Annotated in this window: 23 protein-coding genes; 11 read left to right on the top strand and 12 right to left on the bottom strand. The window is 32.6% G+C overall.

What is annotated here, in order from left to right; genetic code table 11:
- Positions 1–309: 309 nt before the first annotated feature.
- Both ACIQ56_RS02060 and pal read right to left on the bottom strand, forming a co-directional pair.
- Complete coding sequence (locus ACIQ56_RS02060) at positions 310–1,245, bottom strand: RCC1 domain-containing protein (protein ID WP_397599423.1); 936 nt, start codon at positions 1,243–1,245, stop codon at positions 310–312.
- 226 nt (positions 1,246–1,471) lie between these two features.
- The gene (gene pal, locus ACIQ56_RS02065) at positions 1,472–1,969 is read right to left on the bottom strand and encodes a peptidoglycan-associated lipoprotein Pal (RefSeq protein ID WP_397599424.1); all 498 of its coding nucleotides are present in this window, start codon (positions 1,967–1,969) and stop codon (positions 1,472–1,474) included.
- 294 nt (positions 1,970–2,263) lie between these two features.
- Here pal and ACIQ56_RS02070 point away from each other — a divergent pair, with 294 nt between their 5' ends.
- Positions 2,264–2,812 (top strand): 50S ribosomal protein L25, encoded by a 549-nt coding sequence (locus tag ACIQ56_RS02070; RefSeq protein ID WP_397599425.1) that lies wholly within the window; start codon positions 2,264–2,266, stop codon positions 2,810–2,812.
- A 6-nt stretch (positions 2,813–2,818) separates the two neighbouring features.
- On the top strand, positions 2,819–3,370 hold the full coding sequence (gene pth, locus ACIQ56_RS02075) for an aminoacyl-tRNA hydrolase (RefSeq protein WP_397599426.1): 552 nt from the start codon (positions 2,819–2,821) through the stop codon (positions 3,368–3,370).
- Positions 3,371–3,382: 12 nt separating this feature from the next.
- Here pth and ACIQ56_RS02080 read toward each other — a convergent pair whose 3' ends face one another.
- The 6 genes from ACIQ56_RS02080 to acpP form a co-directional block, all read right to left on the bottom strand.
- A complete protein-coding gene (locus ACIQ56_RS02080; RefSeq protein ID WP_397599427.1) occupies positions 3,383–5,026 on the bottom strand; it encodes a hypothetical protein in 1,644 nt (547 codons plus the stop codon).
- Positions 5,027–5,060: 34 nt separating this feature from the next.
- On the bottom strand, positions 5,061–5,708 hold the full coding sequence (locus ACIQ56_RS02085) for a riboflavin synthase (protein WP_397599428.1): 648 nt from the start codon (positions 5,706–5,708) through the stop codon (positions 5,061–5,063).
- 49 nt (positions 5,709–5,757) lie between these two features.
- Positions 5,758–6,252 (bottom strand): transcriptional regulator NrdR, encoded by a 495-nt coding sequence (gene nrdR / locus ACIQ56_RS02090; protein WP_397599429.1) that lies wholly within the window; start codon positions 6,250–6,252, stop codon positions 5,758–5,760.
- Between the two features lie 13 nt (positions 6,253–6,265).
- Positions 6,266–7,552, bottom strand: a complete 1,287-nt coding sequence (gene glyA / locus ACIQ56_RS02095) for a serine hydroxymethyltransferase (RefSeq protein ID WP_397599430.1) — start codon at positions 7,550–7,552, stop codon at positions 6,266–6,268.
- Positions 7,549–8,004, bottom strand: a complete 456-nt coding sequence (rpiB, locus tag ACIQ56_RS02100; protein ID WP_153419354.1) for a ribose 5-phosphate isomerase B — start codon at positions 8,002–8,004, stop codon at positions 7,549–7,551. Before rpiB ends, glyA begins: the two co-directional genes overlap by 4 nt.
- 97 nt (positions 8,005–8,101) lie before the next feature.
- Positions 8,102–8,353 carry an acyl carrier protein gene (gene acpP, locus ACIQ56_RS02105; RefSeq protein WP_280589996.1) on the bottom strand — a complete coding sequence of 84 codons (252 nt, stop codon included), beginning with the start codon at positions 8,351–8,353 and terminating at the stop codon, positions 8,102–8,104.
- Between the two features lie 217 nt (positions 8,354–8,570).
- On the opposite strand from acpP, the gene ACIQ56_RS02110 reads away from it, so the two are divergent.
- Positions 8,571–9,719, top strand: a complete 1,149-nt coding sequence (locus ACIQ56_RS02110; RefSeq protein ID WP_397599431.1) for a glycerate kinase — start codon at positions 8,571–8,573, stop codon at positions 9,717–9,719.
- A gap of 9 nt (positions 9,720–9,728) precedes the next feature.
- Here ACIQ56_RS02110 and lepB read toward each other — a convergent pair whose 3' ends face one another.
- A complete protein-coding gene (gene lepB, locus ACIQ56_RS02115) occupies positions 9,729–10,421 on the bottom strand; it encodes a signal peptidase I (RefSeq protein WP_397599432.1) in 693 nt (230 codons plus the stop codon).
- A 25-nt stretch (positions 10,422–10,446) separates the two neighbouring features.
- The gene (locus ACIQ56_RS02120; protein WP_397599433.1) at positions 10,447–10,704 is read right to left on the bottom strand and encodes a hypothetical protein; all 258 of its coding nucleotides are present in this window, start codon (positions 10,702–10,704) and stop codon (positions 10,447–10,449) included.
- Positions 10,705–10,996: 292 nt separating this feature from the next.
- Here ACIQ56_RS02120 and ACIQ56_RS02125 point away from each other — a divergent pair, with 292 nt between their 5' ends.
- The 8 genes from ACIQ56_RS02125 to ACIQ56_RS02160 all read left to right on the top strand — a co-directional run bounded on the left by ACIQ56_RS02125 (position 10,997) and on the right by ACIQ56_RS02160 (position 22,033).
- On the top strand, positions 10,997–12,652 hold the full coding sequence (locus ACIQ56_RS02125; RefSeq protein WP_397599434.1) for a DEAD/DEAH box helicase: 1,656 nt from the start codon (positions 10,997–10,999) through the stop codon (positions 12,650–12,652).
- A gap of 142 nt (positions 12,653–12,794) precedes the next feature.
- On the top strand, positions 12,795–13,493 hold the full coding sequence (ung, locus tag ACIQ56_RS02130) for a uracil-DNA glycosylase (protein WP_397599435.1): 699 nt from the start codon (positions 12,795–12,797) through the stop codon (positions 13,491–13,493).
- 22 nt (positions 13,494–13,515) lie between these two features.
- Positions 13,516–15,240 carry an NAD-dependent malic enzyme gene (locus ACIQ56_RS02135; protein WP_397599436.1) on the top strand — a complete coding sequence of 575 codons (1,725 nt, stop codon included), beginning with the start codon at positions 13,516–13,518 and terminating at the stop codon, positions 15,238–15,240.
- A gap of 88 nt (positions 15,241–15,328) precedes the next feature.
- Complete coding sequence (locus tag ACIQ56_RS02140) at positions 15,329–16,012, top strand: hypothetical protein (RefSeq protein ID WP_397599437.1); 684 nt, start codon at positions 15,329–15,331, stop codon at positions 16,010–16,012.
- Between the two features lie 17 nt (positions 16,013–16,029).
- Positions 16,030–16,980 carry a bis-aminopropyl spermidine synthase family protein gene (locus ACIQ56_RS02145; protein WP_397599438.1) on the top strand — a complete coding sequence of 317 codons (951 nt, stop codon included), beginning with the start codon at positions 16,030–16,032 and terminating at the stop codon, positions 16,978–16,980.
- A gap of 126 nt (positions 16,981–17,106) precedes the next feature.
- Positions 17,107–18,306, top strand: coding sequence for a glycosyltransferase (locus ACIQ56_RS02150; RefSeq protein ID WP_397599439.1), 1,200 nt, complete (start codon positions 17,107–17,109; stop codon positions 18,304–18,306).
- A gap of 176 nt (positions 18,307–18,482) precedes the next feature.
- The gene (locus ACIQ56_RS02155; RefSeq protein WP_397599440.1) at positions 18,483–20,297 is read left to right on the top strand and encodes an O-antigen ligase family protein; all 1,815 of its coding nucleotides are present in this window, start codon (positions 18,483–18,485) and stop codon (positions 20,295–20,297) included.
- A 2-nt stretch (positions 20,298–20,299) separates the two neighbouring features.
- Positions 20,300–22,033 carry an ATP-binding cassette domain-containing protein gene (locus tag ACIQ56_RS02160; RefSeq protein WP_397599441.1) on the top strand — a complete coding sequence of 578 codons (1,734 nt, stop codon included), beginning with the start codon at positions 20,300–20,302 and terminating at the stop codon, positions 22,031–22,033.
- Between the two features lie 7 nt (positions 22,034–22,040).
- On the opposite strand, the gene ACIQ56_RS02165 is transcribed toward ACIQ56_RS02160, so the two are convergent.
- Together ACIQ56_RS02165 and ACIQ56_RS02170 are read right to left on the bottom strand one after the other, a co-directional pair.
- Positions 22,041–24,101: a lytic transglycosylase domain-containing protein gene (locus tag ACIQ56_RS02165; RefSeq protein WP_397599442.1), complete on the bottom strand. Its 2,061-nt coding sequence runs from the start codon at positions 24,099–24,101 to the stop codon at positions 22,041–22,043.
- An 88-nt stretch (positions 24,102–24,189) separates the two neighbouring features.
- Positions 24,190–25,542, bottom strand: a complete 1,353-nt coding sequence (locus tag ACIQ56_RS02170) for an arginine deiminase family protein (protein WP_397599443.1) — start codon at positions 25,540–25,542, stop codon at positions 24,190–24,192.
- Positions 25,543–25,616 lie beyond the last annotated feature (74 nt).

The following is a 25,616-nucleotide window of genomic DNA, read 5'->3' on the forward strand; positions in this document are numbered from 1 at the left end:
TGTTGATTACCTTAGAGATCTTCTTATTTATCAAAATTTTTGGAAGCAAAACCCAAAAGATTGGTTACCTTGGAATTATCTTGATACTATCAACAAAATCAAAAACCACTCTCTATAAAAAATTTACTAGCATTCATTGTGTTTGTAAAATGCACTTATTGGGAGGACACCCTGCCCCCAGCAATAAACATCTTTATTATTATTTACTACCGCACAAGCATGTTTTTCACCTTCTACAACCATACTAACACCTGTAATATTACTTACAGAAACAGGAGTGGATGAATTTGATGTTGAACCGTTGCCAAGTTATCCGAAAGCATTTACTCCAAAACATAATGCATTTTGATTTGTATTAATGTAACAAAAAAAGTCGGGGTTTCCGGCATCTGAATCACTACTTCCAATAAAAACCGCATTTGAAGCAATAAGAGATGGAGAAGAAGTTGATGTAATTACCCCCCCCCAACACCTTAATTCTTTATTTGAATTAATAGCACAACTTGAATTATCGGCACATGAAAATTCTGTTACTGCTCCCCCTGCATTCGGAGTAACACCATTTACATTTGTTGTATTTGTGCCATCGCCAAGTTGCCCATTAGTGTTGGCTCCCCAACATTTCAGAACACCATCTGTAAAAAGAGCGCAAGAATGAAAATCACCGACATTAAATTTTTTGACTGCTTTTCCACCTAATGTTGAAACTAAAACAGGTGATAAAACATTTGCAGCCGTCGTTAGGCCATTTCCTAATTTTCCATTCGTCTGGTCACCCCAGCATTTAAATCCCGTCTTAAAATATCCGCATGAATGCAATGCTGCTGCTGAAATTGATACCGAAAAATCGTTACCTGTTGTTACATCAGATAAACTTAAAGCTGATGACAAGGTAGGAGTTTCTCTATTAACGATATCACCTATTCCAAGTTGCCCATTTCCATTACTACCCCAGCATTTTACTTTTCCACTTCTCATTACAACACAACCTGTTTGATCTCCCATACTAATTAAGCCATATTCTCCGCCATTTGTGCTATATGAAGGAACATAACCTAATTTAATTGAATAGTTTACAAGTTCTTGCATAGAGCTAAATGTTGACGACTCTAAAGGAATATAGGCATCGGTTAAATCATAAAGTTGATTACAACCAGTTAAAATAAACAATGGAAAAACATTAAATAAATACAAAAAAATATATAAACAAATTGAAGTTATTTTTCTTAGCATATTTCGTTTCATAAATTTTACCATTATAAAATTTTACGTTATAATTATTAACACATTTCTCATTAATTTATAATATTTTTTTTAAAACAAAAAAGAATTTTTTACCTAGATTCTAGATATTTGACTGCAATAATTTACCAAATATTTAATTTAAATAAGCTCAAATACAAATAAAAAAAATTCCCAAAAAGATATTTTCACCTTATTTGGGAATTTAGAAAAAATGATTTATACGAAATTATTTCATTTTAACAACATCATCACGACGGTTTTTAGACCAAGCTTCTTCGTCATTTCCAGCAACAGCAGGACGCTCTTTACCGTAACTGATAGTTTCAATTGTATTTTGAACACCATTTGCAATTAAATAGTTTTTAAGAGCTTGAGCACGTTTTTGTCCAAGAGCCATGTTATACTCAGTAGAACCGCGATCATCTGTATTACCTTGAATTTGAACTTGTACAGTAGGAGCAGACTTTAAATTTTCGGCAATTTGATTCGCTACTTCTTTTTGGTCACCACGAATATCGAATTTGTTAAAGTCAAAATAAATAGTTTTAAACTCACCAGCTGTTTCAGGGTTTTGAGTTGCTACTTTTGCTGCAGGCTCAGAAGATACTTCAACTGGCTTTGGTTGTTCTGCTGGCTGTTCTGCTTTTTTCGTACTTGAACAACTTGCAGCAAGAAATGCTAAAGAAAGTACAGATGATGCAAGAATAACTTTAGAAAAATTCATGGGGGACTCCATAGTTAACGTTAAACTAACGACCTTAAAACTACTAAGAAATGAAGTTATATACGAAGAAACTAATAAAAATCAAATACAATTTCTCTTTATTTCAAACAATGTAAAAGTCAATAAATAACTCATCTTTTTAGAATTGAAAAACACCTTAAATGTTCTTTTATTTAACTGCAATGTTTTTTTATTACTTTAAAAACCTTCTATTGCTCAAGGCTGTTTTTTGATATAAGGAACTCCATTGCCATAAAACTCTATGGTAATGATCTCTTAACAGGAGTAAACTCTATGACATTAGAAAACATTGTAATCCGCGCTAAATTACGCGGAGATGCATCTAAAGGAACCGTTCGCAAGCTACGCCATAGCGGGCTTGTACCTGGAATCCTTTACAAAAAGGGCGTTTCAACAAAAATTGAAATCTCTGTTTCCGACCTTCCAAAAGGTCACACACGTTCTAGCGTTTTAAAACTCGTTCTTGACGGCGTTGAAAAAACAGTTCTTATGCGTGAAGTTCAAGTAAACCCACTCAACGACAAGCCAATTCACTTTGACTTTCAAGAAGTTGAGTCTAATGACCTCATTCGTACACACGTTCCTTTAAACTTTATTGGTTTAACACGTGAGCAAGAAAAAGAAGGCTCCTTCAGCATCCGTACTCGTTACCTAGAAGTAAAAGCTCCACTTTCTAAAATACCAAAACAAATTGATGTTGACGTAAGTGGTTTAAAAGCGGAACAATCCATCCAACTTCATGATATTACTCTTGGAGAAGGCATTGTTGTTCGTACTGGTAAAGGCCAAAACCTTGCTCTTGCTTCTCTTGTGAAGCTCTAAAAAGCAGTGTTTATCCTTGTTGGCCTAGGTAATCCTGGGGGCAATTACGAAAATACAAGACATAACATCGGGTTCATGCTAATCGATCAAATCGCAGCAGAATCCGGTGTTTTTTTGTCTCAAAATAGATTTGGAGCACTTACAGCCCGTACAAGATGGCAGGGGCATGATGTTTTTCTAATGAAACCACAAGAATACATGAACCTATCAGGCAATAGTGTACAACAAGCCCTTTCCTTTTTTAAATTAGACGAAGAAGAGCTTATCGTTGTATTTGATGACTTAGATCAAGCTCCAGGAGCCGTTAAAACGCGTTTAGGAGGAGGTCATGGAGGACACAATGGAATCCGTGATATTTTAGATAAACTAAGCTCAGACAAGTTTTATCGTGTAAAAATTGGAATAGGTAAGCCTGAACATAAGAGTGCTACAGCAAACTGGGTTTTAGGAAAGTTCACAAATTCAGAAACTGAATTTTTAGAAAAAGAAAGCTTTCCGTTAGCAAAAACCCGCCTACTAGAGACCATGAAACAAATATTAAAAAAGAAAAACAAGTAAACTAAAATACTTTTATTTTAATTTTTTACTTTTTTTTCTCTTTAAAATAGGGGTCATGTATACTCTAAATTGCTCCGGATTCATACCAGCCCGTTCTCTCTCAAAAGCTTTTTTCTGTAAAGGCTTTAAAGATTCATAAAACTCTGAAACCAAAATAATAAAATCATTATCTGATAACGTTTCTTTAACGGAAATTACTTTCTTTTTAATTATTTGCTTTTTACCTTCATTTAAAACGCTATCTAAAGATAAATCCTCCGCAATAACAAGCTCGGAAGAATCAAAAAGGGTTTGATGTGTTACTTTTTTAGAGGCTTTTTTTACTATAGTTTCTTTTTTTGTTACGATAACTTTTTTATCTTGTTTTTTTTCAATTTTTTCAATTTTCTCTGCTTTTAAAGCTTTTTCTTTACGGATTTTATTTAATTGATCCGGAGGTGGCTCTGGAAAAAGGGTTTCCCCAGTTGCCGAACACCTCATCGCAATTTTAGCTATAGGAGCCGCAAAAGAAGGGTGCTGATGCGCATAAGAAGCAGAGGGCGACATAGACATTAATTTATCACTAATAGCCTGTTCTAATTCAGAAGCTTCTTTAGCTTGCTCAGAAAGTTGCCAGCAATAAACAACAGATCCCATTGAAGAGTTGTCTACATTATAAGAATTTTCTAGTATTTTATTTTTTAAATCTGAAAGTTTTATATTTGGAGCAGCAATATTCCAACCTAAAACACCATGATCGTACAAAGCAGGTACATTAGCTAAAATTTCTTTATGAAAAGAGCTGATATTTTTTGCATCTAACGGAACAGAACTCCAATTATTAATGTTATATTCAACACCTTCTTGTTTTGAAAATTCCAAAAACAAATAATTTAGAATTTTTTTAAGACTTGCTTTTGTTCCCATAGATTGAATAACAACAGGATTTATACTAATAAATGAAGCTTTTATAGCAGAAGAATCCTGATTTAATCGTTGAGGATAATAAAAGGATTGAATGGATTGAGAAAGACTTAGTGAAAACCAAATACCATCGACATCATTTTCTATTTGTGCATGCCGAACAAAACCAAGACTTCCTGCACGTGACAAAGATAAAGATTTTGATTTTTTTGAGGGCTTAACTTCAAATAAGTTTAAAGGAGCCGCCCAAAGATCTTCCAATTGTTTACAATTTTCATAAACATCTTTTTGGGTCCCAATTAAATATTTATTAATTGGAAATTTTAATGTCATTTCATCATTTTTTAAAGAAAAAATTCGGGACAAAGCCTCATGCCATATAGCAAACATGAGAGTCATATTTTTTGCATTAATATTTGTAGGTGCGGTAATTATTTTTCCCGCTCGTTTTGAAATTAAAGAATCAAACCAAGCTTCTTTTGAACCTAATGTCAGCAAAAGACCCTCTACCCACCATGATGGAGCGAGAAGCCTCTTTTTCAATGCATAAATTTTTGAATCTGAAATCAAAAGGGAATCTTCTTTTGAAGTTTCAACCAGAACCTGAGATTGACTTGTATCATTTACTTGCCGGATCGATTTTACATGCTTCAAATGAGTAATACCAGACTCTGAGTGAATTGCTTTTCTGAATTCCGGAGTAAGGCGAGAGGCATGAACCGCAACATTTTGTTTTTGCAGATCAAATGACATAAGTTGTATTATTTTCCTGAATTGTTAAAGCCGTTTATTTACGAGCCTGAATATAATTAGGTAACATAGATTCGACTATAGAAGCAATAGCTTTGACAGATTGATCGAATTCAATTTCAATGCTCATTTGTGAGGCGCAAAACTGCAAATTTGTTTTTAGATATGTATGTGGTATAATCATAATTTCAATAAGAGAATCTTCATTTTTTTCTAAAGCAATCCCTGCAATTGTCAAACTAATTCCAGCTATTCCAATGCTTCCTTTAGGAACCATCCATTTAGAATATTGCTTTGGAATAAATATTACCAATTTCCAAAACTCGTCACTTATTTTGTGAAATTCATTTATTTTTGCCAAATAATCGATATGCCCAGTCATATGATGACCTCCAAGTGCATCACCGACGCGCAAAGCGGGTTCCAAATTTATGCTAGAACCAACAATCATTTTATCAAAATTTGTTAAGGCAAGACTTTGATATCCAATATCAACAACAAAAACATTTTTATTTGATTTTTGAAAATATTCCACAACAGTTAAACAGCAACCATTACAAGATATACTAGCTCCTAAAGCCATATGAGCTTTATCTAGATTAGAAGATATTGCCATTTTTATCGAGTTTTCATTACGATATATAGATTCTACAATACCAATATCTTGCACAATTCCAGTAAACATATGAAACTCCAATTAACAGTATAATCATTTTATATTCAAAATATTCAGTTCAATTCTCTTTTTCAAGATCTAAATTAAAATTATTTTTTTGCGCTCTTTCAATTAATAATTTTAATTCTAGAACAAAATCTTCGGGACTTGAAAAAGCTCGATAAACGGATGCAAAACGGACATAAGCAACAGGATCCAGCTTTAAAAGAGCTTCGAGAACAAGCTCTCCAATTTTCTGGGTTGTAATTTCTCGTTCTTCTGAGGAATGACATACACTTTCAAGCCAATCACAAATGGCATCGAGACTTTTTGAACTAACGGATCTTTTTTGGCAAGCGATTCCCATGCTTTTTAGTAGTTTTTCTCTACTAAAAAGCTCACGAGTTCCATCTCGTTTAATAATATAGAGAGGTTGTTCTTCCGAGCGCTCGAACGTTGTAAATCGATATCCACAACTTACGCACTCTCTTCTTCTTCGAACCGTTCTCCCATCACGACTTTCGCGACTTTCAAGCACTTTGCTTTCAGGGTTTTGGCATTGAAGACACTTCATGGGAAAAACTTTCCTAATAAGGGGAAACATAACCTTTGTTGAGAAGAGCTCCATTATAGAGCGGGTATTTTTTGCATAAAGACGAAACCTTTTCTTTTGCTTTTTCAAGAAGGGAATCATCGTTTTTTAGTGCAAAAGCTATCGCTTCACCTAAAATCTTCATATCTTCAGCAACAAGACCACGTGTCGTTACAGCTGGTGTCCCAATTCGAATCCCACTTGTTACCATAGGTTTACGAGGATCGTTTGGTACACTATTCTTATTCACAGTAATATCAATTTTAGCAAGACGCTCTTCCGCATCTTTTCCACTAAGCGGTGATTCTTTAAGATCGATAAGAATTAAATGATTGTCTGTTCCGCCAGAAACAAGGCGAATTCCATTTGATAATAATGTTTCTGCTAATACTCTGGCGTTTACAACAATTTGTTCTGAATATAACTTAAATGAAGGATTTAAAGCTTCTCCAAAAGCAACCGCTTTTGCTCCAATCACATGCATTAAAGGACCGCCCTGCAATCCCGGAAAAATAGCTTTATCAATAGCCTTAGCATATTTTTCTTTACAAAGAATAACACCACCTCTTGGACCTCTAAGAGTTTTGTGTGTTGTCGTTGTAACAAAATCAGCAAAAGGAACAGGACTTTGATGCTGCCCCCCCGCAACTAATCCAGCAATATGCGCCATATCAACCATTAAAAGTGCTCCCACTTCATCCGCAACTTGGCGAAATTTAGCGAAATCGATCACTCTTGGATAGGCGCTTGCTCCTGCAATAATTAATTTTGGTTTGCATTCACGAGCTTTTTTAGCAAGCTCTTCGTAGTCGATAAAACCATTTGCATCGACACCATAAGATTCCGCTTTATAATAAAGACCTGAGATATTTACAGGAGAGCCATGTGTTAAATGACCACCATGAGGTAAACTCATACCTAAAAAAGTCTCTCCAGGTTTTAAAAATGCTAAAAAGACAGCTTGGTTTGCTTGAGCACCGCTATGAGGTTGAACATTTGCATGTTCTGCACCATAAAGTTTTTTAATACGATCTATAGCAATGTGCTCTACTTGATCATTAAATTCACAACCTCCATAATAACGACGACCTGGATAACCCTCTGCATATTTATTTGATAAAACACTGCTTAAGGCAGCTAATACAGCGGGACTTGCTACATTTTCAGAAGCAATTAATTCTAATCCATCATTCAATCGATGACTCTCTTTAGCCAACAAATTAGCAATTTCAGGATCTGATTTTAATAAATCGGTACGATCAAAAGAAAGAAAATGATTCATTGTGAAAGCCTCTTTTCTATAGCTGTTACTTTACCAATTCGACTTCTATGGCGACCTTCTTCACATTCAGCGGCTAGCCAAATTTTAACAAAATCGATGGCACGTTGATAATTTACGATTCTTGAACCTAAGCACATAATGTTAGAATCATTATGCGCTCTACTCATGCGAGCTGTAAATTCATCATTGACAACAGCCGCTCTAACACCAGGAAACTTATTGGCAGTAATGCACATTCCGATTCCAGTTCCACAAATTAAAATTCCTCTATCGCATCTTCCCGTTGAAACCTCAGAAGCTACAATATCTGCATAATCTGGATAATCTACAGATGCTGAAGAATCTGCTGCGACTCCATAATCAAGAACCTGATGGTTAGTCAGAGTTAAAAAATCGATAACATAACTTTTCAATTCTCTACCAGCATGATCTGCTGCAATTGCTATTTTCATAATAAATCCTCATAAGTATAATTGGTACATATGGAGAAACTCGATTTCAAAACAAAAAAAAAGGCACCAAAAACGGTGCCTTCATTCACTTTAACTTTTAAAGCTTTGCAACGATGAATTTTACAGCATCGCCAACTGTTTTAAGACGTTCAGACTCTTCGTCAGAAATATTTACGCCAAATACTTCTTCGATTTCCATAAGAAGCTCAACAATATCAAGTGAATCTGCACCAAGATCCTCTTGAAAGCGTGAAGCTGTTGTTATATTTTTTTCCTCTATATTCAACTTTTCCGCTACGATCTTAATAAGTTTCATTTCCATTTGCTTTGCGTCAAGCTGCGTATCCATTGTAATTACCCCAAATGAAGAATTTAATCTAAAAACGAAGCAGTTTGTAGTGTTACTAACAAATACCTCTGCTTAGGCTTCTTTAACAAAGAGGAATGATAAAAGCAATGCACAATTTAGAGTAACTTTTGAACAACTCTGATTTTCATAATATACTAAATTAGGGTTAAAAAACTTATAATCTCCGAAAATGGATCGGAGGTAGGGGGCCAAATTCATGCGTATCGTTCTTGCCTTTGATAAATTCAAAGGAACTTTTACTGCACGCCAAGTTTGCGAACTCGTCGCCGATGGCATTCGGAATAGAAATCCAAAAATCGAAATTATTCAAAGACCTATGGCAGATGGCGGAGAAGGTAGCGCCTCTCTTCTTGCAGCAAGTCTTGGAATGGAATCCTTGAGAGTTGAAGTTTGTGACCTTCTTGGAAGACCTACAGAAGCAAATGTTTATTGGCAAAATGCAAGAAGATTAGCTGTTTTGGAATCTGCAGAAATATTGGGAAATGCAAAATCGTTAGCAACAGAAGAAATATTGCTAGAATCAAATACATGGGGCTTTGGCAAACTATTGCAAAAAGCATTTCCTTTACGACCTCAAGAAGTTTGGCTTTGTATTGGCGGAACACTAACAGCAGATGCCGGCTGGGGCATAGCAAGCGCCTTTGGGCTTTCTGCCTACGATGAAAATGGAAAAAGGCTGCGCCCTTGTATAGAAAATATGCATAAAATAAGATCTTTTCAAAAAGAAGAAATTCCAGATTATATGAAAAAATGTCGCATTACAGCTTTATGTGATGTGAATGCTCCTGCCAAAGGCCCAGGTGTTACTTTAGCTTCTTTTTTAAGGCAAAAAGGAGCAAAGGATTCCACTATTCCTTATATTGAAAAACAAATTTATCATTTTTGGAATATATTAAAAAATGATTTCCCATCCATCCCTCGACTAGAAGATGCATTTACGGGCGCTGGAGGAGGTATATGCATTGGATTATCGGCTGTATTCAATAATATTCGCATTGAAATGGGTTCTAAAAAAATTGCTAAAGCAATTGCTTTAGCACCTAGTTTTACAGGATCTGATTTAATAGTTTGTGGTGAAGGCAGTTTAGATGATTTAACATTATATGGGAAAACTGTTAGTACCGTTTCGCAACTTGCTTTAAAAAATCAGCATAAACTTATCGGAATATTTGGTAACGTAACAAAAAATAAACAAGAATTAAAATTAAAATTGGGTTTAACCGAAATTATTACTTTAGTTGAAGAAGAAAATATGGGTTATACCGCGAACGAACTCATGAGAAATTCAAAATTAAAATTATATCATATAGGTCAAGATCTAGCGGATAAACTTGTTTCTAAATAATTACAACAATTAATTTGTTAATTTCATGAACCAACGTTCGTTTCTAAAATGAGGCCAAGTTCCTTTATCGCCAGTGGAATAAGAAATTAAAAATGCTCTTCCATAAACCGAATTTTGATCGATAAATCCCCAAAATCGCCCGTCATAAGAATTATCTCTATTGTCTCCTATGCAAAAGATTTTTCCTTCTGGGACTATCCATGTTTTCTTTTCAGCGCTTGTTACTCCGCCATTTTTCTTGCGCAAAATATGATAAGGTAACTTAGAAAATCCAGATTCATTTATTAATAAATAATCTGAAAGATCATCATTATTGCCAATATCTTCAAGCACAGATCTATTTAATTCTATTGTTTCTTTAGAAGGTATTCCATTTATTTTTAATACACCATTATCAAATGAAACGTTATCGCCAGCAGTGGCAATTACTCTTTTAATTAATACTTGTGCACCTTCAGAGGATGGCCCCTGAAAAACAACAATATCGCCTTTTTTAGGTTTGTCCCAACTCATAATCCTAGTTTCCATAAAAGGTAACATAAAACCATATGAGAGTTTATTTACTACTACGTGATCTCCAATTTTTAATGTTGGCAACATAGAGCCTGAAGGTATTAAATACCAATTTAAAAAAGAAGATCGAAATACAAACACACAAACAAAAACAATAACAATTTCTTTAAATTCTTTTAAAAATTTCACAACTTTGTTGCCAATCTAAATAAAATTATTCTCTTGATTTTAACTTTTCTTCGTTATCCTTAATAAAATTTCTTATATCGCCTTGTTTGTCAAGAAGTCGGACCCATTGTTCTTTATAAAGAGTAACAGGAAAACGGCCTAATCCATAAACAGAAAGTCCTCCTTTTTCAGCAACTTTAAAGCTAATTTCTCTTAAAGAAGCTGGTTTTTTTTCGTTTTTCAAAGCTGCGTTTTCAGCTCTAAGTTTTTCTAACTCTACTCTTAATTCATCATGATTTTCCATAGTTACACCTCATCGTATCAATCTGTTCAAAAACTCGCTTAACATACCATTTTTGAATAATAAAAAAAACCCTCTTGACACCCTTCATATAATACAGTTTAAGGGTCTGCTGGCAGGGGTTCAGAAAGACTAACTCTTTTGTTGCAAAGCGTGCGCTTTAGACGCGCAAAGTTGCAACCTATTAATATTGTTTGTTCTTATACAGGCTTGTATGATTCTTTCTCAATTCTCGCCTGAGTGTTCTTAGCTCTATGCAGCTAACCCCTTCTTTTCTTTATTTTTTGGGAAGCAAATGACAAATACCAATACTGTTGCAACAGAAGAGTCTTCTATTTTTAACTTATTGCCAGAAGCAATTCGCGCAGGCCTTGAATCACAAGGCATTACTAAACCAACTCCTATCCAACAAGCAACTTACGCTCCTGTTCTTGCAGGCCGCGATGTAATTGCTCAAAGTCGCACAGGCTCAGGAAAAACCCTTGCCTTTGGACTACCTGCTTTTGCTAGACTTGAAAAACCAGTCGCAGGCAAACCTCGTATTCTAGTACTTACTCCTACAAGAGAACTAGCTCAACAGGTAGCAGATGTTTTTGAAACAAATTTTAAACCTCTAGGTTACAAAATTCTCGCAATCACAGGTGGTAAAAGCTATCGTTACCAAACATCTACATTACAACGCGGTGTAGACGCTGTCGTAGCAACTCCTGGCCGTCTTAATGACTTATTAGAGCAAGGTTCTATCAGCCTTACAGGCGTTGAAATTCTTGTTTTAGACGAAATGGACGAAATGCTTGATTTTGGATTCGCCGAAGACATTATCAAAATCAAAGGCGCAATTGGAAGAAAAGCTCAAACACTCTTGTTTTCAGCTACATTTCCTCCAAAAGTAACTAATATTGCACGCCAAATGGTTTCAAACCCATTTGAAGTGAAAGTAGCTAGTACAGATACAAGCACTGGTTTAATTGAACACGGTTTTATTGAAGTAAAAATGGGCCGTAACTTAGATGCTCTTCTTGGCTTACTTATTTATCATGATCCAGAGCATGCAATTATATTCTGCAAAACACGTGAAGACACACGCAATATCCATAACTCTCTTTTAGAAAGAGGTTTTGCGGCTGGCGTTTTAAATGGTGAAATGACACAAAATGACCGTAGCCAAACTATGGAACGTTTTAAAAATCGCCAACTTCGCATTTTAGTGGCAACAGATGTTGCTGCACGCGGTATTGATATCACAGGTCTTTCCCACGTTATTAACTATACTGTTCCAACAAATGTAGAAACTTACACACACAGAGCAGGACGTACAGGCCGCGCAGGAGCGACTGGTAAAGCTTGGACAATTATAACTCATGTTGAGCGTAGAGAATTTCAATTTGTTTGTAACAAAATTAAAATCAACCCAACACGTATTGAACTTCCTGATGCTAAAAAAATTGCAACCCAATTTTTTAACAACATGTTATTTCGCGTAAATGAAAATACTGTTGCCGCTCAAGACTACATCAATCAATCTGTTGAACAGATTATTTCAAAACTTGATGGCGATAAATTAAAAGAAATTCTTGCTACACTTCTAAAATCGGAAGCTTCTAGACAACTTGGAAAAAGCCTTCATGTAGAAGACATTGCTCCCCCTTTCAAAACAGAGTTTGGTTCTAATATAGAAAATGCAAAGTTTTCTACATCATCTGAACGCGGCGGACGCTCCCAAAGAGGCGGCTACGGTCGCGGTGGTGACCGCGGTGGACGTTACGGTGGAGGAGGTCGCTCTTCTTCCGACCGTGGTGGAAAATTTGGTGGAAACAGCTCCTCCGGTAATCGTTTTGGAGACAATAAAAAGCCTGGTAACAAACCTGAGCGTATGGGCGGATTTGGTGGCAGAGGTGTTGCTAAAAAATCTTCTGAAAACTCCGGAAAAAGAAACTACCCTATTGCTTAAAATAATTACCTAAAAACTTAGGTTGTTATAAGGAAAAACAGCAAATAGTTGAGTATATCTGTAAAATGATAGTAGGATAAAAAAACGAGAAATGTGCTTCTTAGCACTTAACTTCTTTTGATATTTTACTGGAGATATACTTGTGAGTAATACTCAAATAAATCAAAATAAAGACCTCAACTTCTTAGCGGAAGGCTGGAGGTCTTTTCTTTTTGATGAGTTTTCAAAACCCTATATGGAAAAAATACGTTTGCATTTAAAAAATGAACTTCAGGCAGGCCACACTTTTTTTCCACCTAAAGATAAAATATTTCGAGCTTTAAAGCTTGTCGACTACAATGAGACAAGAGTTGTAATCATAGGACAAGATCCGTATCATGGAAAAGGCCAGGCCAACGGCTTGTCTTTTGCTGTAGAAAATGGCACAGCTATACCACCTTCTTTAAAAAATATATTTAAAGAAATAGAGGCAAACACTGGAAAAAGACCAACAAAAACATGCCTTGAAAGTTGGGCTAAACAGGGAGTACTTTTATTAAATACAGTTTTAACTGTAAGAGAAAATATGGCTTTTTCTCATCGTGAAAAAGGTTGGGAAGTTTTTACCGATAAAATTATTTCTCTATTAAATGAAAAAGAAAGCCCAATTATTTTTCTTTTATGGGGCGCAGCCGCGCAATCAAAGGCAAAAATGATCACAAATCAAAACCACAAAATATTAAAAACGGTTCATCCATCACCTCTTTCTGCACATAGAGGTTTTTTTGGCTGCAAACATTTTTCAACAGTTAATGAAATATTAAAATCATATCGACAAAATGAAATTGATTGGAATTTATAAAATTACTTTTTTGGAGTCTTTCATGTTTAAAGAAAAACGAAATTCATTTGATGGAAAAAAATATTACGAAGTTTCTATTACAGGCAAACAGTTACTTTTAAATTCTTTTTTAAATAAAGATACCGCATTTACTATAGAAGAAAGAAGAGAGTTTAAGCTAAATGGACTCATTCCTAATGTGGTAGAAACCTTAGATGAACAAGCAGTCCGTGTTTATGGACAATATCTAAAAAAAGAAACAGATATCGAAAGAAATATATTTTTAACTCAGCTTTATGATAGAAATGAGACTTTGTTTTTTAGGTTACTTCAGGAACATTTAGTGGAAATGGTTCCTGTTTTTTATACACCAACAGTTGGTGATGTTGTTCAACAATTTAATCAAAACTTTAGAAGACCAAGAGGATTATTTATTTCTTATCCTCAAATGGCCCAAATTGAGGATATCTTAAATAATCTACCAGAAGCCTACGATGTCAGCGCTGTATGCGTTACCGACTCTGAAGCAATTTTAGGAATTGGAGATCAAGGTGTCGGCGGAATTGTGATTTCCATAGCAAAACTTGCCATGTATACTCTTTGCGCAGGCTTTCACCCAACAAAAGTTTTACCAATTGTTTTAGATGTTGGTACAAATAATAAAGAACTCTTACAAAATCCACTTTATTTAGGATGGCGTCACGAAAGAATTCGTGGCGATCAATACGACGATTTTATTGATGCCTTTGTTACTGCGCTTCGCAAACGATTTCCTAATGTTTACTTACACTGGGAAGACTTTGGCCGACAAACTGCTCGAAAGAACTTAGATCGTTATAAAGATGAAATGTGTACTTTTAATGATGATATGCAAGGAACAGCTGCTGTTACTTTAGGAGCAATTCTTGCGGGGCTAAAAGTTAACGGAACAAAAATGAGTGAACAACGTGTTGTCATTCATGGAGCCGGTACCGCTGGATGCTGTATTGCCGATCAAATTGTAGCTGCCATGATGGTGGATGGCCTGTCAGAAAAAGAAGCTTTATCAAGAATGTTTTTAATAGACATGAACGGAATGCTTCATTCTAACATGGATCATTTAGAGTATTTTCAAAAGAAATATGCACAGCCTGTAGATGTCTATACGGACTGGGATAGAGTAAAAGGTAAAATTATCCAACTTTCTGAAGTTGTAAAAAATGTGAAGCCCACTATTTTAATAGGTACTTCCACACAGACAGGTGCTTTCACAGAAGAAATCGTGAAAATGATAGCTTCTTATTGTGAACGTCCACTGATATTTCCTTTATCCAATCCGACTTCTCGCTGTGAAGCGTTACCTTCAAATTTAATTGAATGGACAAATGGAAAAGTTCTTGTTGCTACAGGAAGCCCTTTCCAAGATGTTAGATATAACGGTAAAGTTTATCCTATTGGACAATGTAACAACGCTTTTGTTTTTCCTGGATTAGGATTAGGAGTTGTTTCTTCTAAAGCAACGCGAGTAAATAATGAAATGTTAGTGGCTTGTGCAAAAGTAATCAGCGAATGCGCTCAAATAAATCGAGATCCAAGTTTATCTTTATTGCCTTCGCTTACTGATATATTTGATGTGTCCTACAAAATTGCTTATGCAACCTCAAAGGCTGCTCAACAAACGGGAGTTGCTCCTGTTACTACAGAACAAGAAATCCATGATAATATTCATTCCAATATTTGGAAAACAAGTTATGTTAAGTACACAACCAAAAGCGCAATAGATAAATAATTCTTAGTAAAAATTTTCTTATTTGGGTTTTGATTAAAAGAGTGTTATTCTTAAATGACACTCTTTTTTTATTTAATGAAAGTCAGAAATGATACTTGAGGTATCTGTTATTTTTTTTATAACAGCATTTATTGGTGCATTAATTTCTACGTCCCCCCCAGGGCCTCTTAATATGAGACTTGTTCTTTTTTTTCTAAAAAAAGAACAAAAACCGTTAATTGCTTTCCAAACAGGCATAATTCTAACTGATTTGTGCTGTTGTATTTTTGCTTTTTCATTAGCACAAAAAACTTTTAAAGCAGATATATTTTTGGATCTTCACAAAAAATATTTAATATTTATTGAACTTTCTTTTATTTTAATGATAATAATTCTTGGAGTTAGTTTTATTTATCGAGCAAAAAAAAAATTACATACAAATGAAAGTCCTATTAGTATAATTGAGTTCGAAAAAGTCAGCAATACAAAACTTATTTGGCATTTTTTTGAAGGAATAGTTGGAACATTGACGATTCCTACTTTGTTCCCATTCTGGTATCTTTGGTGGATGGGTCAAAATTTTACCAACAAGCAACCTTTTTACATTCTTATTGTTCCTATTGCCTTAGGAGTTTATTTTGGAGACCTGCTTATATTTAAAATATATCGATTTTTTGCGGGTCACTTTCATGAGAAAATTTTTAAGATTAAAATTGCCAAAATTGAAATCTGGGCTGGTTACATTTTATTTTTTGTCGCTTCCATTTTATTCATTAAAATATTCTTTTCTTAATATATGGGAAAACCCAAATGAAAATTCCTAATAAAATTCAAGTCATTTTTTGCTCATTTTTGAGTATTTTTTTCAGAAGCAGAACAATAAAACATATATTAAAATTAAACGGAACAGAAAAAAAAGAATTTTTAACTAAAATTATAAATGAAAATATAAAATATAAAAATAATGAAAAACAAGAAGTATCATTTGTAAAATATAACTCTTTTAAATTTATTGAAAGTTATAATCAACTTCCTTGTACCATTGAAACCCGAAAAAAAAGAGCGGATCTTTTAGAGAAAAATGGTTTTAGAGATAAAGAAATTTTATTAATTGGAGACGATGATCTTCTTTCTGTTGAATTAGTTGCAAGGAACTTTAGACATATCACTGTTTTAGATTGCGATTTAAAACTTCTAAATAAATTAAGAATTTTAACACAAGAAGCAAAATACCCAGTCAACTATTTTCATGTCGATCTGTATGAAGGTTTTCCAAAATTTTTAAATCATATATTTGATGTTGTTTGTTTTGACCCTCCGCAAAACTATGAAGATCTAAATAAGTTTATGTCTTGTGCCATTCAATCTTTAAAAAATCAAAATTCTATTTTTTATATGATGGTAAACTCATCCGCATTAGGATTAAATAATACAGATAGACTTTTTGCAGAGTTATTAAAATACGGTTTTGTAAATACAAATAAATATGAATTTTTTAATTGCTATCCTTTAAATAAAGGACAATCACTTTTACTTTCTATTATGGCAAAATTTACTCATCCTAATTTAAAAACGATAAAGTGTAATTACTATTTTAGTGATTGCTTAGAGTTTAAATCTGTTCAAGTTGTTCAAAATGTAGAGCAATTCTCTGATGGAAAAAAATTATTAACAAATATTCTTCCTCATTATAGCATTCCAGAAATTCCAATTGCTTTTTATAATAATTATAAAATTCAAAATAAAAAAACAATGAACTGATTCCCAATCTTGAATTTAAAACTCTTCTATTATTAAACTTCACACATTTAAAAAAATGAATTATAATCTCGAAACGATTAACAACATGTCTTGTTAATCTTCTTTTTCAGGAAAGGCTTTTTCAAATTGATCGAGAATAATAAAAAAATAGCGATTGTAGTACAACGATGTGGTCCCGAAATTTTGGCTGGAGCAGAAGTTTATGCTTTAAAACTAGCTATTGCTCTTGCGGAAAAAAATGCAAATGTTGAAATTCATACAAGTATGAGTGACGACTATATTAATTGGAATAATCATCTGAATCAGGAAGAATGGATTCCTACTTCAGGCAAATCACTTTTAATAAAAAGGTATCCTGTTGAGCATAACAGAAAAAGAATTCTATTTGGTTTGGTAAAGCGAATTAACTTTAAACTCAATAAATATTTAAATAAATTTTATATTCTTTTTAGCTCTTTTCTTGATTTTATTTTTCTAAAATCACAAGGCCCATGGTGCCCAAGTCTTTGGAAATACTTAAAAGAAAATGAATATGAATATTCTTTAATTATAGTCAAATCTTACTTATATTCTCCCAATCATTATTCATTATTAAAAACTTCAAGTTCTGTAAAAAAGCTATTTATTGTTACAGCTCATGAAGAGCCTGAATTTAAATTAAATTTTGTATACAAGTCTTTAAATAAATCGGATATTTTAGGTTTTGTTTCTCAAGCTGAAAAAAAATTATGCCACAAAATATGGCCTATTTCAAATAAAAAACCTTCCATTCTGCTCCCACCAGGTATTGATACTACGGATATCAATGAAGATTCATTAAGTCATGAAATAAAAGAAATTACCAATAAAAAATTCTTTATATATATAGGACGAATTGATAAAAATAAAAATATCGAATTTATCTTTAATCACACCCCTAAGAATTGTTTTATTGTTTTTGCAGGTGATTTAAAGATTGAATTCCCTAATGATCCTAGATTTAAATACATTGGAAGAATTACAGAATTTGAAAAAAAATTACTTTTGAAAAAAGCTTTAGCTCTTGTTATAACTTCTAGGCTCGAAGCTTATTCTATTATTACAGCTGAATCCATATTTCATAATTGCCTTGTTTTAGCATTAAAAGGGTGCGAACCCATAGATGAATTGATTGAAAATTATGGTGGATTAAGCCTTAATGAACTCGAGTTTAACCAAAAAATGGCCGAAATTTGGGAAAATAAATTTGATAAAAATAGTATACAAATTAAAAGTACTAAAATAAAAGAAGAAAAAACATGGGAAAGCAATGCTATAAAAATACTAAATATATTAAAAGACAAATAATAAAAATTTAAGGTATTAAAATTTACATGATAGTTTTAAATCAAATTTCAAATTACTTTTTTCTATTCAACGCATTTGTTTCGCTAATTTTTATACGTTTTCCAAATATATTCCAATTTCCTTTATTAAGATTTGGAATATATTTATTATTTCTATTCGGCTTGATTTTAGGAGTCATGACCAGTTATAAAATTTATAAGAAACTTGTCCTTTCTCTCCTTATTTTTATTATTGCAATTGCTATTCATGCATTCTCAAATTTTTATCAACCTTCTTTAAGGTTCGAAATATCTATACAAAACTATGTTTTACAACCAAATATAACCTCAGACTTTGCAATAGCACAAACTCGTTTGTACATGATTTTTTTAGTTTGTTTTATATTTCCAGCAATAACATTTTTTAATTCAATATATAATAATGAGTCTAAAAATTTAAGAAAATATTTTTTAACTTCTTTTCTAATTTGTTTTATTTTAAATGCTTTTACATCAATTTATCAAGGTTTATTTGATATTCATTTTCTTTCAAAAGGAAGTTTAAGCGCCATAGACGCGAAAAGAGCCCCCGGTCTTTTAGATGACTCAGGTGTTGCTAGTTTTTTCTTTGCTATATTAAGTTCTACATTTTTTGTATTATTATTTGAATATAATAACAAACTTAAATATAAAATAATTTTAGTTTCACTTTTGTTTTTAAGTATAATTTCTGGAATTATAAATAATTCTCGTTCATACTACTTTGGTTTTATAGCAACAATTTTAATTTTTTTGCTATATAAAATCATTAAAAATGCTGCCCAAAAAAAATATAAACACCTATTCTCAATGTCTTTATTTACAATTTTTTTCTTTTATTTATTAAATTTACTCTCAAAATATTATGAAATTATTCCATTCATAAAATTAAAAAATGCTTTCAATGCTATCATTTCAAATGGAGATATATTTCAAAAATATGCTCTTTTTGATACTCAGCGCTCTGCCCACCTAAAAATTATGTGGGAAACAATCAAAGAAAACTTTTTTACAGGCACTGGATTAGGTTCATTTCCGTCAAATTTTTATTATCAAGTTAATAAGTTAAATTTAAAAAATATTAGTTCAGACATTCCTACAAATACTTATTTTTCTTTAGTATCAGAACTTGGATTTGCTGGATTGATTTTAATTATTTTCTCGTCTTACTTAATCATTTATTATTTCATAAATTACAACAAATTAAATATCAATAAAAAAGAACTGAATAGTACTAATATATTAAAAATGATACCAATTTGGGCTGGAATTTCTTATTTTATTTTAGGTCTTGTCTCTTATTTATTTTATATGCCTTCTCTTGCTTATATTGGAAGTTGCATTCTTGCTACCTATCTCATTCTTTTTATGAGACAAAACAAAACGAATGAAATATATGTCTCTATCATTTTTTGTTTTATGAGTGCTTATCTATTTTCAGTAAGTATATATTTAGCAATAACAACTCCCATTGTACCTTTGTTTCAATATGAAAAAACGGGAAAATTTCAAGTACCCGCTCCAATAGGCACGCTTCCACAACCAGAAGGGCATCATGATGAAGACAAAGTCTATTTTTCTGCTCTTCTACATGGAAAAAATGTATTTTTTAGGCCTAAGGACTCACTCGAAGGTCAATGGTTTAAACCAAGTACACAATTTATCTTAACGGGTTCTAATTATAGGATTTATATAGGACCAGAAAACAGAATCTATCCCGTCAACGTTATTATCACTTTTTATAATCAAAATGGTTTTTCTAATCAAAAGAATTATATTATAACAAATGCTTCATGGGTTTATTTCTCGATCCCTGAACTTAAAGAATTTAATTCATGCTCAAAAAATGTTACAATTTATTCGTTATGCTATTATCAGATTCATGTAAAGCCAGCATGGGAAGCCTCATTTATAACAAATGTTGGATTTTACTTTGAATATAAATACATCAATGGACCGAATGCTTGGAGATAGTTTTGGATACGAAAGCAATTCTTAAAAACTCCTTAAATCTTCTTGGAAGAAGAGGTGTAAAATATTTGTGCATTGCCATCATTGCTGCGATGGGTATTGCTCTTGTTGAACTTTGTATTTCTTTTATAATTCAGCTTCTTTTGACAAGTTTTGGTTTTTTTGACAATAAATTTAAATTTTTTGGGTATGAACTGCCAAAGCTTTCTATTTATTTTGTATCTAGTGCACTTGTCATCGTAGCTATTATCCGGTTTTCAGTGCAATTGACTACAACTCAAACAGCAGCTTTTTTAAGAGATTACGTTTTACTTCGATTAAAGAAAAACTCGCTTTATCGTATTCTTTATGAAGATGACGTCCATGAAAAAAGCTCTTCAAACATTAATTTTAAACTATCAGAAGTATTTTCAAAATCATCTGAGTTTGTTTTAAATTTTACTCATTTTATTTTTATGTTTGTGCAAAGCACTTTTTTATTTTTGATGCTTTTTATAATTGCCTGGAAAGAAGCTATCGTAGCGACAACAGGAATTGCTATAATTGGTCTAGCTATAATTTATATAAATAAAAATGTTTCCCGTTTTGCAAAACAAGTGCCACTTCAGCAAAAAAAATTAAATGAAGGCATTGAAAAAATAGCAAGAAACTATCTTTTTATAAAACTTATGAAAAAAAGAGAAGATGAGTTCAATTCATTTTGTGATTCCTTAAAAGAATACTCTTCAAAATCTGTGAGCGCTAATTTTTACAGCAACTTAAGCGCTCAAACGGGTCCTTTTTTAGGAATATTTTTATTAGTCATTATTATTATTATTAGCAATAACATTTGGCACACAAGCTCTGTTGTATTATTATCTTTTATTTATCTTTTAGCCCGCTTTGTCCAAGGTTTATCAATATTAACGGGCTATTTTGGAAATTCAAATATTTTTTTCCCCCAATATAAACTCTCTTTAGAATCTATTTCTAATAGCGATTTTAAGAAAATAAATAAGGAATCCCATTTAAAAATTACTTTTTTTGGTCCTTATAAAGACCCATTAGATACTAATAAAGAGAAAAAGATTGATTCTGTTATATTATCTAAAATAGAATCGCCAGAAATTATATTACAAAACGTTACTTTTTCTTATCCCAAATCGACTCCGTTATTTAAAAATATTAATATAACAATAAATAAAGGATCTCAAGTTGGATTAATAGGTTCTAGTGGCACGGGTAAATCAACAATTCTTATGCTTATGACAGGAATACTTCAACCTAATTCTGGAAAAATTCAAATTGATGGTGTTCCCGCTTGGGAATATATCTCAAAAAAAGAAGCACGCATTGGCTATGTTGGCCCAGAGCCTTATTTAATTAAGGGCGATTTAAAAGAAAATTTATGCTATGGATTATCAAGACAAGTAAATGAAGAAGAAATTATGGAAACTTTAAAACTAGTTTCTTTACAAGATTTTGTTCTTGAAAAAGGCCTATCATATAAAATTGGTGAAAATCATACAGGACTTTCAGCTGGTCAAAAACAAAGAGTTTGTTTAGCTAGAGCAATTTTAAATAAACCTTCTCTTCTCATTCTTGATGAAGCAACAGCGAATTTGGATGAAAAAAATGAATCCTTAATAGCCGATGCATTAAAAAATATTAAATTATCTTGCACTACAATCATTGTATCTCATCGATACGGAATACTTGCCTTTGCAGATGAAATCATCGATATGAAAAATATTATATAAATAGGAATTATTTTAATTTATTTGAATTAGAAAATGCCGTTTTTTCATCACTTTCAATTTCATCATTCATATTTTTATAAGTTTTATTTTTATTTTTATTTTTTGTATCCTCATTCAACCAACTTGGATCAGAAATATTAGAAGTAATGTTTGAGTTACTATTTCCAAATATATAAATCTTATCTAATAAAGATTTGTTTTTTACTTCTAATTCCGATTTCCAAGAAAAAGATAACAATGCGGCAACTCTATCGGATTTCCAACGTGCTTTAGCACTCTGCTGTTGAATTCTTTTCGCAAATAAATCTTCTTTTTCTGAAATAATTCTGCTGTACCAATAATAATTTCTTAAAATGAGTGACACATAACTTCTTGTTTCTTTAAAAGGCATAAAATCACAAAATAACATCATATTATTATCTAAGACACGATCGCGCCATTTATCTAAATTGGAAGCTCCAGCATTATAAGCTGCTAAAACATATTCAACTCTACCATCATATCTTTTTAATAACCGGCTTAAATAGGAAACCCCTACTTCTAAATTTATTTCAGGATCATAAAGTTGGTTAGAAGATATTTTACGTTTAATTGACTTTGCCGTACTTGGTAAAACTTGCATTAAACCACGCGCGTTTGCACCCGATCTCGCATAAGGATCAAATGCGCTTTCTTGACGAACTAATGAAAGAACAAATATAGGGTCAACTTCTTCAGAATAATTCGATATTTCTTTTAAATAAGGTTTTGGAAAATGCAGACCTAACATCGTCTTACTGACAGGATAATTTTTAATATATTTTCCATAGCGGCCTAACATGAATATAGAATATCTATAATTTCGAACAGCATTATGCCCTAATGCCCAATATAAAATCATATTTGGGTTTGTAACACTTGAAGTTCGTCCAACATAATTAGACCATTCCGTAGCAGCAGACATATCATTTCTAGCTCTAAACATATCAAAAATAAATGCTTCTAAATTATCATCACTCCATCCGTTTGAATCACGAGCTTGAATAGAAATATCTTCATCAGGAACTAAGTTATTAATAGGAACAATACCTAATTGTTGAGAAGCTAAAATAGCATGTAAAGAAATTGAATTTTCTTTTAATAATCTTTGCCAATAGGGATTTTCTTTTGAATTTTGTTTACTTTTTTGATAAATAGCTCCTAACCAAAATAAGCTTCGAGAGCTTTCTCCAGGATCTTTTTCTAAGAGAGTTTTTTCTAAAGCATCTTTAGCTAATAAAGGATAACCAGAAATTAATCTTAAAAGACCTACACGTAAATGAATTTTTTCACTAGGATCCGCATCGGGTAACAAACATTTTTGCATTTTTGTATATATTTTTTCAATTGCTGGATAAACAAATTTGTTTGGTAAAAAAGATTCTAGTCTTAAAATTAATGTTGAAGAAACTCCAGAATAAGAACAATCCGAAGCATAATCTAAAGCAGAATTTGCTAAACGTTGCGCTTGAGAAAGAGTTGGAGGATCCATTTGTGAAAAAGCTTCTGAAAAAGACATGCCTTTATAATTTTGTAAATCTTGTTTTTGTTTACTTGATAAATTTCGAACATATGTTGTTGAGGAAGAAGCTGATCGGCTTGCTGCAGAAGATTCATCATTGTTCTTTTTTTCTAACCACCAAGCAGCACATGCTAAAGTTTGTTCATTTAATGGAAATTGGTTTTTAAAACTTCCTACTAAAGCATCGCAGTTTCGAGACATTTGAATTCTTTCTTTTTGAGAAAGACTTCTTAAAACCCAGTCTGATAATACTCTCGCACTTTCATTATATAACTTAAGGTTACGAAATTGTGCTTCATCTATTAACTGATTTTCCTTAGGAGGAGAATAGTTTTTTAAATTAGAAACATAAAAATTATCATTTTTCCGTTTTATACTAGAAAGCATCTGTTTTTGCTCAGGTAATGTTAATTCGAGATTTTCTGTTAAAATTGTATTACTAGAGCAAGAAACTTGAAGAAGGGTAACAGGAACTAATATTAAAATACCAAATATTAAAATATTCTTTTTTTTAATCATAACATGCATTTATTTTATACCCCTTCTGATCCAAATATCATATCGTCACGAATAATTATGACTTGAGATAGAGTTCATTGCAAAGGGAACATATAGATTAAACGGAATCTCTTAAAACAGGGCAAGTCATACAGCGAGGTCCTCCTCCTCCTCTAGATAACTCACTACCTTCTACCGTAACAATCAGAGGATAGTTACTTTGCAATAATGTAGGATGTTTAATAACATCTTTTGCAGACATTATTTTAAACCCAGCGGATTCACATGCTCTTAAAGTATGCTCATGAATGTAACTTATGACTTTACCTGGTGCAAAAGAAAAAAGGTTTGCTCCGCTGTTCCACTGTTCCCTTTGTTGATGAAGAGGTTCATCACCTCCGCAAGGGATGGGATCCATTCGAACACCAACACTTCTAAGTCCTAAGATAAGATCTTCAACTTCTTTAAATTTTTTATCTCCATCTGGTTTTACGCGAATACGAACTACCCTAGCTCTTTCTCTACCTAAAACATATGGAGAATAAACGACAGCTTGTTCTTTATTTGCAACAGTGAAAATCATATCAAGATGAATTGTGCTTCTCTCTCTAGGCAATATAACACATAATACATTAAATGGCTCTTGATTTCCATCTTCTGCTCTAGATCGAATTAAAGAGTTTACCAAGGCATCAACAGCTTTTGGAGTTGTTCTTTCACTGATTCCAATTAATAATAGGTCATCACTGATAACTAAAATATCTCCACCTTCAATTGTAAATTTAGGATCAACTTCACCATATGCAGCATCTAAAAGTAAGCCGTGCCCTTTTAGTTCGGGGTGATACTCATAAATTGTTCGCATGATTAGGGATTCAGCATATCGAACCGAACTCGCCATTCTCGAAGCGATGACTCTATTTCCTACAACCATACTGGTATCCCGCATGAAATACATATTTGGAAGAGGAACGAGAGAAAAAGTTTTTGAAGACAACCAAGATTCTAACGAATTTCTTTTTAAAGTAACACCTGTTAAAAGGGTTTGAACAAGATCACTTGAAGAAAATGTTTGCAATTCTGTTTTTAATTCGGGACATCCTTGAAAAGCTAAGATTTGATCTAACAATTGTTCACGAGCTTGACTAATTTCTAACACTTCTTCAAGACACTCAGATACTTCTAAAACTGTGCTTACTAATGATAAAACAGATTTAAGTTGAGCATGGCCTGCAACAATATTTTTATAATAAATGATATCATTATAAAGTAACTCTGAAGCATTTCTTGGGGTCATTAATTCTACTTCTTGACCTGGAGAATGCAAAAAAACTTTCCTTAATTTTCCTATTTCGGAATGTACTCCAATTTTACTTTTTGATTTCATAATTTGTTCTGCTTTTTCATTCTCAGACAAAGAATCCCAAAAACGAAAATTACTTCCTCTAAATTCATTCTGTTCTTCTTTCATCTTTAAACTCCTTGACCAATTCCATTCGTAATGACAAAAATACACTCTTACCGTTAGCATAGGTCACATGGGTC

The sequence above is a fragment of the Silvanigrella sp. genome, assembly GCF_044369315.1.
Classification (GTDB): Bacteria; Bdellovibrionota_B; Oligoflexia; order Silvanigrellales; family Silvanigrellaceae; genus Silvanigrella.

Bases quoted from the DNA above. Each gene is read 5' to 3' on its own strand.
- ACIQ56_RS02135 (WP_397599436.1), top strand. From the start codon at position 13,516: ATGTTTAAAGAAAAACGAAATTCATTTGATGGAAAAAAATATTACGAA.
- acpP (WP_280589996.1), bottom strand. From the start codon at position 8,353: ATGGATACGCAGCTTGACGCAAAGCAAATGGAAATGAAACTTATTAAG.
- ACIQ56_RS02140 (WP_397599437.1), top strand. From the start codon at position 15,329: ATGATACTTGAGGTATCTGTTATTTTTTTTATAACAGCATTTATTGGT.
- glyA (WP_397599430.1), bottom strand. From the start codon at position 7,552: ATGAATCATTTTCTTTCTTTTGATCGTACCGATTTATTAAAATCAGAT.
- ACIQ56_RS02165 (WP_397599442.1), bottom strand. From the start codon at position 24,101: ATGCATGTTATGATTAAAAAAAAGAATATTTTAATATTTGGTATTTTA.
- ACIQ56_RS02125 (WP_397599434.1), top strand. From the start codon at position 10,997: ATGACAAATACCAATACTGTTGCAACAGAAGAGTCTTCTATTTTTAAC.
- ACIQ56_RS02155 (WP_397599440.1), top strand. From the start codon at position 18,483: ATGACCAGTTATAAAATTTATAAGAAACTTGTCCTTTCTCTCCTTATT.
- ACIQ56_RS02110 (WP_397599431.1), top strand. From the start codon at position 8,571: ATGCGTATCGTTCTTGCCTTTGATAAATTCAAAGGAACTTTTACTGCA.
- ACIQ56_RS02120 (WP_397599433.1), bottom strand. From the start codon at position 10,704: ATGGAAAATCATGATGAATTAAGAGTAGAGTTAGAAAAACTTAGAGCT.
- ACIQ56_RS02145 (WP_397599438.1), top strand. From the start codon at position 16,030: ATGAAAATTCCTAATAAAATTCAAGTCATTTTTTGCTCATTTTTGAGT.
- ACIQ56_RS02060 (WP_397599423.1), bottom strand. From the start codon at position 1,245: ATGAAACGAAATATGCTAAGAAAAATAACTTCAATTTGTTTATATATT.
- ACIQ56_RS02085 (WP_397599428.1), bottom strand. From the start codon at position 5,708: ATGTTTACTGGAATTGTGCAAGATATTGGTATTGTAGAATCTATATAT.
- ACIQ56_RS02170 (WP_397599443.1), bottom strand. From the start codon at position 25,542: ATGAAAGAAGAACAGAATGAATTTAGAGGAAGTAATTTTCGTTTTTGG.
- pal (WP_397599424.1), bottom strand. From the start codon at position 1,969: ATGAATTTTTCTAAAGTTATTCTTGCATCATCTGTACTTTCTTTAGCA.
- nrdR (WP_397599429.1), bottom strand. From the start codon at position 6,252: ATGAAGTGTCTTCAATGCCAAAACCCTGAAAGCAAAGTGCTTGAAAGT.
- ACIQ56_RS02070 (WP_397599425.1), top strand. From the start codon at position 2,264: ATGACATTAGAAAACATTGTAATCCGCGCTAAATTACGCGGAGATGCA.
- ACIQ56_RS02080 (WP_397599427.1), bottom strand. From the start codon at position 5,026: ATGTCATTTGATCTGCAAAAACAAAATGTTGCGGTTCATGCCTCTCGC.
- rpiB (WP_153419354.1), bottom strand. From the start codon at position 8,004: ATGAAAATAGCAATTGCAGCAGATCATGCTGGTAGAGAATTGAAAAGT.